Below are 14,769 nucleotides of genomic sequence, written 5' to 3'. Positions count from 1 at the left end.
ATTCAATTTTATGAAAACAATCCCACGCATTAGTTTGATCATTTTAGGCATTTTTATGCTCATCATTTCTTGTAAACAAGCAGAAGATACATCGGAAGAATCAGCAGTTTCTACTGAAAAAATGGTATTATCCACAGACTCTATTGGCACTTCAAAACCCAAAGCCATTCAACTTCCACAACGCAAATTTATTCGAACCGCTGATTTTCAATTTAAAGTTAAAAACGTTTCTAAATCGACCAACATCATCGAAAACACAACTCGAAGATACGGTGGATTTGTAGCGGCTTCTCATTTGGAAAGTACCATCAATCAAGAACTATCGACCAAAATCAGCCAAGACAGCACGCTTGAAACTACGAAGTATACGGTTGAAAATAACATTACGTTGCGCGTGCCCAACACCCAATTTGATACAGTCGTCAAAAACATAGAAAAAGAAATTGCTTTTCTCAACAGCCGAAATATCAAACAGGATGATGTTGCGCTGCAATTGTTATCGAATGAAATGGCGCAGCGTCGCAACAACACGCATCAAAAACGACTCGAAAATGCCATCGACACCAAAGGCAAAAAATTGAATCAAATTATAAATTCCGAAGATAAAGTTGATGAAACCAACGCAGAACATGACGCGAAGAAAATTGAAAATTTAGCGTTGCAAGATCAAGTCAATTTCAGTACAATCACACTAAAAATCTACCAACGAGAAACCATAAAACAAGAAGTGGTTGCCAATGAAAAAGACGCACATGCCTACCAACCACAACTCGGAATCCAGCTTTTGGATTCGATCAAATCAGGTTGGTATATTCTTGAAAGCTTATTGGTATTTGTAGCGCAAATCTGGAGTTTGATTTTGCTCGGAGTGTTGGTGTTTTTACTCTTTAAAAAATACTCCAAAAAGTAAAACAACTGTTTTAAAATCGAAAGAAAATATTGATTATTTTTTGAACACCAACCATTAATCAATAAAAACTTATGAAAATTGCAACCTTGATTATCAGAACATTAATCGGATTATTATTGTTATTTGCTTCTATCAGTTTCTTTTTGAAGCTGATTCCAGAGCCTGTTCTAACAGGTAATTTAAAAGCATTTCAGGAAGGATTAACCGCTTCAACTTATTTGATGCCTTTAGCAAAAGCAGTCGAGTTAATATGCGGAATTGCGTATGTCAGCAATAAATTTGTGACGCTAGCCAACATTATTCTTTTGCAGATAACCTTGAATATTTTGCTGATCAATATCTTTTTGTCGCCCGAAAATATTCCGATTGGATTGTTTATTTTCCTTGGAAATCTGTTTATGATTTACAGACATTGGGACAATTACAGACCGTTGTTTAGAGCGTAGAATTTTAAGACTGTAAGACTGTAAGATAAAAAAAGCCGTTCAAATTGAACGGCTTTTTTCTATCTGAAAATCTAATGATCTTAAAATCTTACAGTCTTAAAATCTTACAATCTAAATTAAACATGCAATGCCCGATTATCCGTAGCCGCCAACGCCGCTTCTTTTATCGCTTCCGCAAACGTAGGATGTGCGTGACTCATTCTTGAAATATCTTCGGCGGATGCTTTAAACTCCATTGCGGTTACGGCTTCTGCAATTAAGTCTGCTGTTCTGGCTCCAATCATGTGGATCCCTAAAACTTCATCGGTTTTGGCATCGGCAAGGATTTTTACAAAACCATCCAAATCACCACTAGCTCTGGCACGGCCCAATGCTTTGAATGGAAAACTACCAGATTTAAATGCAACTCCAGAAGCTTTCAATTGCTCTTCTGTTTGCCCAACTGCAGCCACTTCAGGCCAAGTATAAACAACGCCCGGAATTAAATTATAATCGATATGTGGTTTTTGTCCGGCTAAAATTTCTGCAACCATGGCGCCTTCTTCTTCGGCTTTGTGTGCTAACATAGCACCGCGAACGACATCGCCAATCGCGTAGATATTCGAAACGTTGGTTTGCAAATGATCATTAACTTCCACCATACCTCTATCGGTAAGTTTTACGCCTGCTTTGTCAGCATTCAATCCGTCAGTATATGGACGACGACCAACCGCTACCAAAGCATAATCGCCTTCTAGTGAAATGGTTTCTCCTTTTGACGTTTCGGCTTGCACGGTTACTGTTTTTCCTTTTCTTTCTACCGATTTTACTTTGTGCGACACGTAGAATTTCATGCCTTGTTTTTTCAAGACTTTCGTTAATTCTTTGGATAAAGAACTGTCCATTCCTGGAATGATTCTGTCCATAAATTCTACTACGGAAACCTGTGCGCCCAAACGAAGATACACTTGACCCAATTCGATTCCGATGACACCACCACCAATAATGATAAGGTGTTTTGGAACTTCTTTGAGTTTCAACGCTTCCGTCGATGTGATGATTCTTTCTTTATCAAGCTTGATAAATGGCAAGTTTGATGGTTTAGAACCTGTTGCAATAATGATATTTTTTCCTTCGATGGTTTCTGAACTTCCGTCAGCTTTTGCAATCGCAACGTGAGTCGCATCTACAAAAGAACCTAAACCTTCGAAAACGGTGATTTTATTTTTATCCATAAGGAATTTTACGCCACCCGAAGTTTGATCTACGACTGCTTGTTTGCGCGCAATCATTTTCTCCAAATTGATTTTGACATTGCCAGACACTTCAATCCCGTGATCGGCAAAATGCTGCAATTCTTCATAATGGTGCGAAGAAGCTAATAATGCTTTCGATGGAATGCAACCTACATTGAGGCAAGTGCCTCCAAGTGTGCTGTATTTTTCGATAATCGCTGTTTTGAAACCCAACTGGGCACAACGAATGGCTGATACGTATCCGCCCGGGCCGGAACCTATAATGACTACGTCAAATGAACTCATAGTGTTTGATTTTTTTGTGTCACAAAATTACATTTTTTTGTTGAATGTTGTATGTTGTGGGTTGTAAGTTTTTGGGCGTTCCCCTGCGGGTCGGGCTTTACGAAGTACACGGTACTTCTTCCAATCCCTAACGCGGTCGCAGGTACGATGATGCCCTAGCCCCGATAGTAGCGGTTATCCTTTTGTGCCGGCGTTCGGCGCAAAAGATAGGAGCGGATAGCGGGACCCGAGCTCCTAAAGAGCGAACTGACGAAGTAAATAGCTCCTGATTTTAAGACATTAACTGTGAACTCACAACCTACAACATACAACTTACAACCATTTCATTTACCTTTGTCGCTTAATTCAAAAACATGATTCCACAAGACACTATTGTTGCGCTTGCTACACCTTCGGGTGCCGGTGCCATTGCGATTATTCGGATTTCGGGTGAAGACGCAATTGCCATTGCTGGTAGTGTTTTTCAATCGGTTCGAGGGAAAGATATCACAAAACAGAAATCGCATACGCTGCATTTGGGGCATATTGTGGATGGTAATAAAACACTCGATGAAGTTTTGGTATCGATTTTTAAAGGTCCGAATTCGTATACCGGCGAGAATACGATTGAGATTTCGTGTCATGGTTCGACTTATATTCAGCAGCAAATTATTCAGTTATTATTGCGCAAAGGTTGCCGAATGGCCAATGCGGGTGAATTTACGTTGCGCGCTTTTTTGAATGGCAAACTCGATTTGTCGCAAGCCGAAGCCGTGGCGGATTTGATTTCGTCAGACAATGAAGCGTCACACCAAATTGCGATGCAGCAGATGCGCGGCGGGTTTTCGAATAAGATTGCAAATTTGAGGATTGAGTTGTTGAATTTCGCGTCACTAATTGAACTCGAATTGGATTTTGCCGAGGAAGATGTGGAGTTTGCTGATCGTTCACAATTCAATGAGTTGATTCAACGTATCGAATTGGTTTTAAAACGTTTAATAGATTCTTTCGCCGTTGGAAATGTGATTAAAAATGGTATTCCCGTAGCGATTGTTGGCGAACCGAATGTCGGGAAATCAACATTGCTCAATGCGCTGTTGAATGAAGAACGCGCGATTGTTTCTGAAATTGCCGGAACAACACGTGATACGATTGAAGATGAATTGGTGATTGCCGGTATTGGTTTTCGATTTATTGATACAGCTGGAATTCGCGAGACCAAAGATGTGGTCGAAAGCATTGGAATTCAGCGTACGTTTGAGAAGATTGAACAGGCACAAGTGGTGCTTTTTTTGGTTGACGGTTATAGGTTGTATGTAGACGGTTCGATTAATTCTTTAGTTGTCGAATTCGGTAAAATACAAAATCAATTTCCTTTGAAGCCTCTAGTGGTAGTTCTTAATAAAATCGATCAATTGGATGAAGAGCAATCAAAATCACTACTTACACAACTTACAACCTACAACATACAACCTACAACCCTTTCAGCAAAACAAAAAATCGGTATCGATGAACTCAAAAACCAACTGCTTTCGTTTGTTAATACAGGCGCATTGCGCAACAACGAAACCATTGTAACCAATACGCGTCATTATGATTCGCTACTCAAAGCGCTCGAAGAAATTCAGAAGGTGAAATACGGTTTGCAAACGAATTTATCTTCCGATTTAATGGCGATTGATATCAAAGAAGCGTTATATCATTTCGGGATGATTACCGGACAAGTGACTAATGATGAATTGTTGGGTAATATTTTTGCGAATTTCTGTATCGGAAAGTAAAATACCTTCTTTTGTTTAAGCTTGTAAAGCTACTATTGGAATTTTAGTATGGAAAATCAGTTTTTTAGACAAACTCACTTCAAAAAGACTTTCGAAAAAATTTCTATGGTGTGTGGTCACTGCGAGCATATCGGTATGATGTAATTCGATAAAGTCTAAAATAGTACCTTCAAAATCGTCACTGCCTATGTTGTGAAAAGTAGCTACTTTGGTTGGAAACATTTTTTTCCAATGCTCAATAATACTGTCATCAACATCCTCATTTTTAGGTCGAACATAAAGACAATCTACGTGGGCGTGAAATACCTTAGCCAAAGCCAATACGTTCTTCAAAATTTCGATTTCCTCCGTTTGGTATGAAGTCGTAAACAAAATTCGATTGGTGGGTTGATAACTGCAGTTTTCAGGTATGGCAATCACTGCAACATGACTCGCATTCATCACTTTTTGGGTAACCGATCCTAAAAAAGTAGCCGCTAATCCCGTGGCGCCTTTGGTACCCATCACAATATAATCGATGTTTTCTTTTTTGGTAAGTTCGTGAATGGCGCTAATCAAATCGCCGTTTTCCAAAACATTGCTGATTTTTATATCCTCCAATTGATGCGCTTCGGCGATGGCTCGCAATACCGGCACGTGTCCTTTATAATTCTCGAAATTATTCAAGTCGGTTACTTCATAAATTTCGGGTAAATATACCGGAACATCCATATAATTCATTTGTGGATAATCATAAACATGCAAAGTAATAATTTCAGCATGTATTTTCTTGGCCAAGTGCAATGCAAATAAAAAGGCATTCTTAGAGATATCGGAAAAATCGGTTGGGAACAATATTTTTTTCATGACTTTATATTTAAAGTAGTTTAGTTTTCTACTTTAAAGGTAAGTCGCTAATGGTCAAATTCATATGATATTTGTCAGTTTGTTTTTTATTTAACCTTTAACTAACATTGTTTTATATGTATTGTTACCATCGATAAGTATTATCAGCGACAAATAAAAAAAGCCTTTTACATCATATAAAAAGGCTTTCAAAATATGGGAATGAATGCTTATCGTACCATCAATTTCTTTACTATTGAATTGTTATCCGAAGTAATTTTCATCATATAAATACCACTGGCTAAATCTAGTGGAATTCTTGTATCATTATTAAAAGCAGCGTTGTATAATTTCGCTCCGGACATAGAATAAATTTCAACCATACCAGTATTCAAACCAGAAATCAATACATAATCTTGCGCTGGATTTGGATAAACTGTTACTTCTCTCCCATTCCACTGCTGCTGCGTTACAGACAAAGTCCCGCCCGCCTGCGCATACAAATAAGCAAAAGCTTGATAGTATTGGTTCGCGATATTCGCATTGTGCACGATTAGTGTATTCTCATCATTTTTGGTTTCGGCAGCGGTGCTCCAATTGTGTGAACCTACCACAACTTGCGGATCGGAAGCACTATTGAAATTATCGACGACCATAAACTTATGATGCATAATGCCACCACTTGAATATTCCACTGCATGATTTGCAGGCAATCCGGCTTGTAGGTTCGCGATTTGGTTTCCTGTAACAACCTCTTGATCAACGACAACATTCACATTCGTTACACCACTATTGTAACGCGATATTATGGCGTTGCTGAGACTGCTTCGGGTAATCAACATAGTAGCAATATCGATATCGGTGTTGGCACTATAGATTGCTGTGACGATTTTGGCATTAGTACCATCACTCGGGCTGAAATAATTGTTGACTATTTTTCCACCAAGATTATAAGTATGTGGTGTATTATCGGTCTTGTAAGGACCGAATCTTGAAAGTGTTGCATTAGGTGTCATCGTGTTCGAACCCCACATTTCTTCAAATTCGATCGTATATCCTAAAGCCAACGCTTGATCTTGAAGCAGTATAACGCTGTTTCGGTCGGGTCCATCAATTTGTGAAGTCGTCCAATTCGTGGAGCCGGTCCAAACGTATGGGCGATTCGCATCAGCATCGTGAGCATCAAAAATGACAAACTTGTTGTGCATGATACCATATTCAACTGCAGTTGGGCTAGCCAATCTTGGTATGTTGACATTCAATAATGATATCATAATACTGCTCGTGCTGCCATCATAAATTACACGTACTTGCACACCTCGATTATAAGCTGCGTTGATAGCACCCGCAATACCTGAAGCTACACTTGAAGAATAGGAATTGTAAATTGCAATGTCGAGCGTGCTTTGGCAAGCATTGATGTATGTAATAAGCTTGTCATCGAGCGTATTCGATAAGTTGACGGCATTTTGAGTTTGAGCAAAACTCACATCAACCGGATGGTTAAAATAAACATCAATCGTGCCGCTCGATAAAGAAGGTGCCGCTACATAACTTGTATGCACATTATGGTCTGAATTGTATTTGTATTCAAGCCTTATGATTTCAGCCGGATGTGTATTGATGCTAAATGCATTTGGTTTTGATGTTGATGCTACGGCAATTTCAGAAGCATCCGTATTATTGAATGCTTTGAGAGTAACTGCGCTGTCGAATTGCAATTCAAGAGCATTGGATTGGTATGTCAGCGTATAGTCTTGCTCCTTTACCGATTGGCTAAAAGAAAAAGTGGTGACAAGTAATAGGGCACACCATAGTGCGAAAGGTTTTGTATTTTTCAACATATTTTTTGGTATTTGGACTTGTAGTAAAGTTTCCTATTTAAAAACTGGAAACGCTTAATGGCTTGTAGGTTGTTAGTTTTATTTTACAATCAATTTTTTGATGGTTGCATTGTTGTCTGAAGTGATTTTCATCATATAAATACCACTGGCTAAATCCAACGGAATTCTTGTGTCGTTATTAAAATCAGCATCGTATAATTTCGCGCCTGACATCGAATAAATTTCAACTGTACCTTTATTCAATCCCGAAATCAATACATAATCCTTTGCAGGATTCGGATACAAAACTACTTGATTTTCAGAGAATTGTTGCGTCGATAATGCAAAATGCCATTGTTCACCGGCGTGCGCGCCCCAAATATAATCGGCCAACAACGGATAATCAATAAATGGATTTCGGTTGACTTGCCATGTATAAATATAATTGTTACGATTCATTTCAAAATCATCACGCGGATCCGTATGATTCCATGTTAGTAATGTTGCTAAGTCTCCAATCTGCCCTATCGTTCCATCGGTAGGATTTCCATTAACAACATTCAAACCGTTGTAACGCACCGCCATATAAAACAAAGCACGCGACACATCGCCTTTCCAAGTGGAAGTCCCTGCGGCTGGACCGTTATAATCAACACCGTAATTTCTATTATTTCTGGAAGAATTTTCTTGTCCGTCAACTGCTCTCAAATGATGTGCATCAGAAAGTCCGGCACCAATATCGTCTGGCCCAGTTGATGACCATACATTAATTCCGTCAGGATTTGTATTGTATAAATCGCCATAATTCCCTCTCGATTGGCAATAAATATGCTCTCGATTCCATTTTCCAATAATGCTGCTTCCGGTTTGATAATCGATTTTCGAACGTGGTTGTTCTGTATAAATCAACCATACTTGGTTGCTGTTTTGAGGATTCTGATCGGCTGTTTTCAATATATTGATAATATCACCATAACTGTGCGCATGCACTGCCGATGGATTGGCAATTATATCCTGGATTGCTTGTTTCAATGCCGCTCCCGAAAGACCTTCTAAGGTGTTATAATAACCCGCAGGTGCTGTACTTGCTATATTGCCATACGTTGGATTGGCCGGTGTACCGAAAGGCAACACTGCAAAATTGATGTCATTCACCCTAACAATAACGTTGTTGTTATAAAGGCTATAATTTACCGGTATACCGCTGGCTGAAATTTCCAATTCTTCATCACCTTCATTGGTTCCGTCATTGACAATCTGAATGGTTCTTGTTCCGGTTACAGCACCAACAGGTATTGTAACGCTGGTAGTTCCTGTATAATCATTGGTGTGAAAACTACCATTGGTTAAAGTAAAATTGATTACCAAATTCGTTCCTGTAATAGGCTGCGTGGAAGTGAATGTAATATTGAAAGTTTCTCCTTCTGTCACAGTAGTTGTGCTGGTGGTTAAACTCAAATAAGTCAATGGTATTCCCGAACCGTCATTATTCATGCCCGCAGTTGGTGCTTTTACTTCATAAGTTCCGTCTGTTTTTCTTTGGATGGATTCTGTAGCCGCGTTTGAATTGGCATTTTCATTGACGCAAGTCGAAAGTCCAAAAACGGTCATTAATGCAGTGGGTTGAACAGTTCCGCTATTCGAATAAGCAACCGCATCAATCAATGCAGTATTGGTTGCGGCAGTATTATTAGGGAAATCCGTTGCATTGGCTTGGTATAAAGCTACCGCATCTGGCCCATTTTGTAGCACAGCATTGGTCATAATAATAGCCGGAGTCGGTGAAACCAAAGAGTTTCCAAAATGAATAATTCCATTCACATCCGTGATATAACTATCCAAATCGATGGCTAAATAACTGGCTACTCCGGTGCCTGCAGTAGTACCGTTATAAAAAACCAACACATAACCATCGAGAGAAAAGTTAGGTGTGGCGGATTTGAGTTCAATAAATTCTTGGGTGTCACTACTAGGTGTATCAGCATCAATTTCATTAATCACAACCTGACTGTATGAAGCGAATGTATATAGCAATGCGATTGTAAAAAATATTCTTTTCATGATGCAATTTTAAATTTAACCCGACAAATATAGGCATAAATTGATGTTGTCATCTTTCGATTCCGTTAAAGTGTTGCAGATATCACAATAAAGAAACATTAATGCTTTGAACTCCTATTAAAAGATGTACTTTTGCAAAAAAATTGAAAACGCTTGGTTTCCGTCGAATGGAATGCTGAAGCAATATAAATCAATACGTTAGATTCGTTTATGAAAAAAATTGTAGAATACAGAAAGCTTTTAAATGTTGAAAAAACAGTAACTTTAAAAGAACTCAAAACCATTTACCGCAATGCTATGAAAGAAAGTCATCCTGATAAATTTCAAGGTGATGATGCAGGTTTAAAAATGGCTGAAGAGAATAGTAAAGAGATTATTGAGGCCTATCATTTTCTGGTAAGCATCAATGCGGAAACCATTCAACAAGGATTGCCGGAATATCAGGAAACCATTGCCAACGCTACGATTGTCGATTATAAATATGAAAATATCAGATTGACTGTTAATTTTTCAAACGGCAGTGTTTACGAATATATCAGCGTTCCAAAAGCGACTTATATCAAAATGGTAAACGCCGATTCGCCGGGAAGGTTCGCCAAAAGACACGTGTTGAGTGCTTTTCCTTATCGAAAAGTAAGCAATCAGGAATAATGCATTAAAAAAAGGGTTTATCGAAATGATAAACCCTTTTTTTTTACAACTGACTGAAGTAACTGCCAAATTTGTCTTTAAACTGATAACCGCTTACAACGCGGTCTTTGCTCAGTTTGTCATATTCTACTAGGCTCCACAATATGAATTCTTTCATAAAATAACGGTCTTCTTTTGACAATTCGGGTTGGTATTTTTTGATTAAAATTTCTAATGGAATAATCGAATCCAAGGTTTTTTGATAGACTGCATCAGTAGCATCATCTAGCAATTCAAAACCCGATTCATTAAAGAACCAATCGATGATATCACTGTACGGTGTTTTCTCATCAGACTTTTCTAGCTTCTCGATTTTTGGAAAATACGCCGGTAAAAAAGTATGAATCGCATCGCCTATTAAATGTTGTGCCACTTCAGTTGCTCCTTCCTGTTCGCCTTCATATACAAGTTCAACTTTTCCTGTAATCGCCGGAATAATTCCCATAAAATCAGACAAACGAACGGTCGTCTTATCTTCACGATTTTTGAGCGCTCGGCGTTCTGCGGTGCTTAATAAATTTTCATAAGCTGTGATACTCATACGCGCACTCACGCCACTTTTATTGTCTATGAATTCACTTTCTCTGGCTTCAAAACTAATTTGCTCTAATAAATCTTTAGCCAAAGCAGGCACATGAACCATTTCACTCTGAAAAGTGTCAAGTCTTGCTTCTTGCTCGGTAATTGTTCTAGCAATCGCAATGGTTTCAGGATAATGCGTCAAAATCTGCGAGCCGATTCGATCTTTGAGCGGCGTTACAATGCTGCCACGATTGGTATAATCTTCAGGATTGGCAGTAAAAACAAACTGCATATCTAATGGCAACCGCAATTTGAATCCGCGAATTTGAATGTCACCTTCCTGCAAAATATTAAACAAAGCTACTTGAATTCGCGCCTGCAAATCGGGTAATTCATTGATCACGAAAATACAACGATTGGCCCGTGGAATCATTCCAAAGTGTATCACTCGGTCATCGGCATACGATAATTTTAAGTTAGCGGCTTTGATCGGATCAACATCGCCTATTAAATCCGCAACAGTTACATCGGGAGTTGCGAGCTTTTCAAAGAAACGATCAGAACGGTGCAACCATGCAATTGGAGTAGCATCACCAAGTTCGGCAATCAGGTCTTTTGCAAAACGCGACATCGGTTTTAATGGGTCATCATTAATCTCTGAACCCGCAACAAAAGGAATGTATTCGTCGAGCAATTCAATCATTTTGCGGGCCAATCTGGTTTTGGCTTGACCTCGAAGACCGAGTAGGTTGATGTTGTGACGAGATAAAATAGCGCGCTCGAGTTCTGGAATTACAGAATTCTCAAATCCGTGAACCCCTTGAAACACAGGATTTCCTGATTGGATTTTCTGCCGGAGATTGAACCGCAGTTCATCCTTAATCGATTTACTCTGGTATCCAGATTTTATTAATGCACCTAAAGTATTAATGTTTTCTATTTTCATTTTATAATTTTTCTATTGAATCTTTTTCTTGCGGTTGGTTTCGTAATCCTCGAAAATCATTTCACCCAATCCTTTTATTCCGGTGTAAAAGGCTTTTCCTTGATTGGCTTCGGTAAAATGATTTACAAAGCGTTGCAGGTAAGGATCTTGAGCAATCATAAATGTCGTTATCGGAATGTGCAGTTTTCGCGCTTGCTGTGCTTGGCTGTAGCATTTATCAACGATGTATTCATCGAGTCCGTTGCTATTCATATAATAAGAACCATCGCGCTCTCGGACACAACTTGGTTTTCCGTCGGTAATCATAAAAATCTGCTTGTTGGTGTTTCGCTTGCGACGAAGTAAATCCATAGCCAGTTGTAAACCCGCAACAGTGTTCGTATGATAAGGTCCAACTTTAAGATAAGGCAAATCGCGGATGGCTATGGTCCAAGCATCGTTACCAAATACTAAAATATCCAAGGTGTCTTTTGGATAGCGTGTGGTAATCAATTCAGCCAAAGCCATGGCCACTTTTTTAGCGGGTGTAATGCGGTCTTCTCCATATAAAATCATACTGTGACTGATGTCGATCATCAATACGGTGCTCATCTGTGCCTTGAATTGGGTTTCCTCAACCACCAAATCGTTTTCGGTCAGCATAAAATTTTCCGCACCATTATTGATCTGAGCATTGCGTAAACTTTCCGTCAGAGCGATGCGTTCTAAACCGTCACCAAAATGAAACTCCCGAAACTCACCCGTATGTTCATCACCATTTCCGGCATGCTTGGTTTTGTGGTTGCCTTGACCCGAACGTTTGAGATTACCAAAAATATGGTCGAGTGCTTGTTGGCGAATGGCGCGTTCGGTTTTTGCTGTAATTCCGGTGCCCGTTGAGCCATCATCTTGAATTTCTTCTCGGATGTAACCTTTCTTTTTAAGGTCTTCCACGAAGTCCTCTAAAGTGTAACTAGCATCGGTTAGTTTGTATTCTTTGTCTAGTTCACGCAACCAATCCATAGCCTCATCAAAATCGCCCGAAGTATGTGTAATCAATTCTTTGAAGATTTCAAACAATTTATCAAAAGGCGATTGGAATGGAGCCTCATACGACTTGAAGTGAAATCCTTTTCTATCCGTTCTTTCCATAGCGCATAAATTTACTCTATTGAAAACGCTCAGACAAAAAACATCTACTAATTTTTAGTTAAAAGAATTTGGATATCGCTCGTATCAAGTTTCATTCGTTTTGCTTTATCTTTACACGGCTGCAATAAATGCAATATGGAATATTTTGGTTATTTAGCTTCTATTTTAATTGGAATTACGTTAGGCTTAATCGGCGGCGGCGGAAGCATTTTAACCGTTCCGATATTGGTGTATCTTTTTAATATTCAACCCGAAAGCGCTACGAGTTATTCATTATTTATTGTTGGTATCACGGCTATGGTTGGTGCTTATCGACATTATACTTTAGGCAATTTAAAAATAAAATCGGCTTTGTATTTTGCGTTGCCTTCGATAGTTTCTCTACTTATAATTCGTAAAATCCTATTGCCAAAAATTCCGGCTTCTTTATTTTACATCCATGATTTTGAAGTGACGAAAGATTTGCTAATTATGGTTGTTTTCGCTTTGTTGATGGTGGCCGCATCAATATCGATGATTCGAAAATCAAAAGAAAATACAACCTCCGAAATCAACTTTCCGCGTTTGGCATTGATTGGTTTATTGGTTGGATTTATCACGGGATTTCTAGGTGCTGGCGGTGGTTTTTTAATCATTCCTGCCCTATTGTTCTTTGCGAATTTACCTATGAAACAAGCCGTTGGCACTTCCTTATTCATCATCTTCATCAATTCACTAATTGGATTTACAGGCGATATGATTGGCGGCATTGCTATCGATTATAAACTGCTTTTCGCCATTACCATCATTGCTATTGTAGGTATGATAATAGGTACTCAATTGTCGAAAAAAATCGACGGTGCAAAACTAAAACCGGCTTTCGGTTGGTTTGTGTTGGTGATGGGCATTTATATTATTGTGAAAGAGATTTTGTTGTAGGTTGTAAGTTCTAGGTAGTAAGTTACGTTCTGATGTAACGAGTTGCCCTAGCCCCGATAGAAGGGAAAATCCTTGGCATTGGGAGATTGCCGCGCAAGCTCGCAATGACAAGATTGGAATGATAGCGGGAAACAGCTCCTAATCTTGAAACCTACAACAAATAAATTCATGTTAAATAAAAAACATCTCTTAAAATAATTTCTACATTTGATTTCAATTTTAATCAAAAAACAAATCCAAAATGAAAAAAGTAGTTTCGATGATGGCACTTGTAGCTTTCTTAGTTTCCATGAATGTTAACGCACAGGAAAAACCAAAAGAAGCAGCCAAAAAAGAATGCTCGATGAAAGACAAAAAATCGTGCAGCAAAGACAAAAAAGGCGGTTGTTGTGCAGCCAAAAAAGCAGAGAAAAAAGCGTAAGTATTAAGGACGTATTTTTAAAAAGTGTTTGAATTTTTCAAGCACTTTTTTTATATATTGCATTGGAAGTTTGCTTAATTTTGCAATCTAAATTATCCCACATGAAAATTGAACAAATCTATACCGGATGTATTGCCCAAGCGGCTTACTATCTTGAAAGCAATGGCGAAGCTGCTATTTTTGATCCACTGCGTGAAGTGCAACCTTACTTAGACCGCGCTACAAAAGACAATGCGAAAATTAAATATATTTTCGAAACGCATTTTCATGCTGATTTTGTTTCCGGACATTTAGACTTAGCTAAAAAATCTAGCGGAAAAATCGTTTACGGACCAACCGCTAAACCAGCGTTTGAAGCGATTATTGCCGAAGACAATCAAGAATTTAAAGTTGGACATTATACCATCAAAGCCATTCATACACCAGGACATACTTTAGAAAGTACTTGTTATTTATTGATTGATGAAAACGGAAAACAACACGGCATCATCACCGGAGATACTTTATTTATAGGCGATGTCGGTCGTCCTGATTTGGCGCAAGCCTTCACCGAAGACCTGACACAGGAAAAATTAGCGGGTTATCTTTTTGATTCGCTACGCAATAAAATCATGCCTTTACCCGATGATTTGATCGTATATCCTAGCCATGGCGCCGGGAGTGCCTGTGGTAAAAACATGAGTAAGGAAACCACCGATACTTTGGGCAACCAGAAAAAAACGAATTATGCGTTGCGTGCCGATATGACCAAAGAAGAGTTTACCAAAGAATTGCTCGATGGTTTGGGAGCGCCTCC

General features: G+C 38.8%; 13 protein-coding genes. 7 read left to right on the top strand and 6 right to left on the bottom strand.

What is annotated here, in order from left to right; genetic code table 11:
* Positions 1 to 10 precede the first annotated feature (10 nt).
* Both RMO03_RS07640 and RMO03_RS07635 read left to right on the top strand, forming a co-directional pair.
* Positions 11 to 910, top strand: a complete 900-nt coding sequence (locus RMO03_RS07640; protein WP_309641503.1) for a DUF4349 domain-containing protein — start codon at positions 11 to 13, stop codon at positions 908 to 910.
* 71 nt (positions 911 to 981) lie between these two features.
* On the top strand, positions 982 to 1,356 hold the full coding sequence (locus RMO03_RS07635) for a DoxX family protein (protein WP_309641502.1): 375 nt from the start codon (positions 982 to 984) through the stop codon (positions 1,354 to 1,356).
* Between the two features lie 116 nt (positions 1,357 to 1,472).
* Here the strand turns inward: RMO03_RS07635 and lpdA are convergent, their stop codons facing one another.
* A complete protein-coding gene (lpdA, locus tag RMO03_RS07630) occupies positions 1,473 to 2,876 on the bottom strand; it encodes a dihydrolipoyl dehydrogenase (protein WP_309641501.1) in 1,404 nt (467 codons plus the stop codon).
* 353 nt (positions 2,877 to 3,229) lie between these two features.
* Here lpdA and mnmE point away from each other — a divergent pair, with 353 nt between their 5' ends.
* A complete protein-coding gene (mnmE, locus tag RMO03_RS07625; protein WP_309641500.1) occupies positions 3,230 to 4,636 on the top strand; it encodes a tRNA uridine-5-carboxymethylaminomethyl(34) synthesis GTPase MnmE in 1,407 nt (468 codons plus the stop codon).
* A gap of 15 nt (positions 4,637 to 4,651) precedes the next feature.
* Here the strand turns inward: mnmE and RMO03_RS07620 are convergent, their stop codons facing one another.
* The 3 genes from RMO03_RS07620 to RMO03_RS07610 all read right to left on the bottom strand — a co-directional run bounded on the left by RMO03_RS07620 (position 4,652) and on the right by RMO03_RS07610 (position 9,345).
* A complete protein-coding gene (locus tag RMO03_RS07620; protein ID WP_309641499.1) occupies positions 4,652 to 5,482 on the bottom strand; it encodes a universal stress protein in 831 nt (276 codons plus the stop codon).
* Positions 5,483 to 5,691: 209 nt separating this feature from the next.
* A complete protein-coding gene (locus tag RMO03_RS07615; protein ID WP_309641498.1) occupies positions 5,692 to 7,305 on the bottom strand; it encodes a phospholipase D-like domain-containing protein in 1,614 nt (537 codons plus the stop codon).
* A gap of 78 nt (positions 7,306 to 7,383) precedes the next feature.
* Positions 7,384 to 9,345: an endonuclease gene (locus RMO03_RS07610; RefSeq protein ID WP_309641497.1), complete on the bottom strand. Its 1,962-nt coding sequence runs from the start codon at positions 9,343 to 9,345 to the stop codon at positions 7,384 to 7,386.
* Between the two features lie 210 nt (positions 9,346 to 9,555).
* Between RMO03_RS07610 and RMO03_RS07605 the strand changes: the two genes are divergently transcribed.
* Positions 9,556 to 9,996 (top strand): KTSC domain-containing protein, encoded by a 441-nt coding sequence (locus tag RMO03_RS07605; RefSeq protein WP_309641496.1) that lies wholly within the window; start codon positions 9,556 to 9,558, stop codon positions 9,994 to 9,996.
* Between the two features lie 43 nt (positions 9,997 to 10,039).
* Here the strand turns inward: RMO03_RS07605 and RMO03_RS07600 are convergent, their stop codons facing one another.
* On the bottom strand, positions 10,040 to 11,503 hold the full coding sequence (locus RMO03_RS07600; protein WP_309641495.1) for an AAA family ATPase: 1,464 nt from the start codon (positions 11,501 to 11,503) through the stop codon (positions 10,040 to 10,042).
* 12 nt (positions 11,504 to 11,515) lie between these two features.
* Positions 11,516 to 12,634: a VWA domain-containing protein gene (locus RMO03_RS07595; protein WP_309641494.1), complete on the bottom strand. Its 1,119-nt coding sequence runs from the start codon at positions 12,632 to 12,634 to the stop codon at positions 11,516 to 11,518.
* 135 nt (positions 12,635 to 12,769) lie between these two features.
* On the opposite strand from RMO03_RS07595, the gene RMO03_RS07590 reads away from it, so the two are divergent.
* The 3 genes from RMO03_RS07590 to RMO03_RS07580 form a co-directional block, all read left to right on the top strand.
* The gene (locus tag RMO03_RS07590; RefSeq protein WP_309641493.1) at positions 12,770 to 13,552 is read left to right on the top strand and encodes a sulfite exporter TauE/SafE family protein; all 783 of its coding nucleotides are present in this window, start codon (positions 12,770 to 12,772) and stop codon (positions 13,550 to 13,552) included.
* Between the two features lie 241 nt (positions 13,553 to 13,793).
* On the top strand, positions 13,794 to 13,973 hold the full coding sequence (locus tag RMO03_RS07585) for a hypothetical protein (RefSeq protein WP_309641492.1): 180 nt from the start codon (positions 13,794 to 13,796) through the stop codon (positions 13,971 to 13,973).
* A gap of 101 nt (positions 13,974 to 14,074) precedes the next feature.
* The coding region (locus RMO03_RS07580; protein ID WP_309641491.1) for an MBL fold metallo-hydrolase at positions 14,075 to 14,769 on the top strand (695 nt) is incomplete at its 3' end.

The sequence above is a fragment of the Flavobacterium sp. genome (genome assembly GCF_031411595.1).
Lineage (GTDB): Bacteria > Bacteroidota > Bacteroidia > Flavobacteriales > Flavobacteriaceae > Flavobacterium.
This window is presented reverse-complemented; position numbering and strand designations above follow the sequence as displayed.

Coding starts and splice junctions, on each gene's coding strand:
- RMO03_RS07640 (WP_309641503.1), top strand. CDS start 11: ATGAAAACAATCCCACGCATTAGTTTGATCATTTTAGGCATTTTTATG.
- RMO03_RS07635 (WP_309641502.1), top strand. CDS start 982: ATGAAAATTGCAACCTTGATTATCAGAACATTAATCGGATTATTATTG.
- lpdA (WP_309641501.1), bottom strand. CDS start 2,876: ATGAGTTCATTTGACGTAGTCATTATAGGTTCCGGCCCGGGCGGATAC.
- mnmE (WP_309641500.1), top strand. CDS start 3,230: ATGATTCCACAAGACACTATTGTTGCGCTTGCTACACCTTCGGGTGCC.
- RMO03_RS07620 (WP_309641499.1), bottom strand. CDS start 5,482: ATGAAAAAAATATTGTTCCCAACCGATTTTTCCGATATCTCTAAGAAT.
- RMO03_RS07615 (WP_309641498.1), bottom strand. CDS start 7,305: ATGTTGAAAAATACAAAACCTTTCGCACTATGGTGTGCCCTATTACTT.
- RMO03_RS07610 (WP_309641497.1), bottom strand. CDS start 9,345: ATGAAAAGAATATTTTTTACAATCGCATTGCTATATACATTCGCTTCA.
- RMO03_RS07605 (WP_309641496.1), top strand. CDS start 9,556: ATGAAAAAAATTGTAGAATACAGAAAGCTTTTAAATGTTGAAAAAACA.
- RMO03_RS07600 (WP_309641495.1), bottom strand. CDS start 11,503: ATGAAAATAGAAAACATTAATACTTTAGGTGCATTAATAAAATCTGGA.
- RMO03_RS07595 (WP_309641494.1), bottom strand. CDS start 12,634: ATGGAAAGAACGGATAGAAAAGGATTTCACTTCAAGTCGTATGAGGCT.
- RMO03_RS07590 (WP_309641493.1), top strand. CDS start 12,770: ATGGAATATTTTGGTTATTTAGCTTCTATTTTAATTGGAATTACGTTA.
- RMO03_RS07585 (WP_309641492.1), top strand. CDS start 13,794: ATGAAAAAAGTAGTTTCGATGATGGCACTTGTAGCTTTCTTAGTTTCC.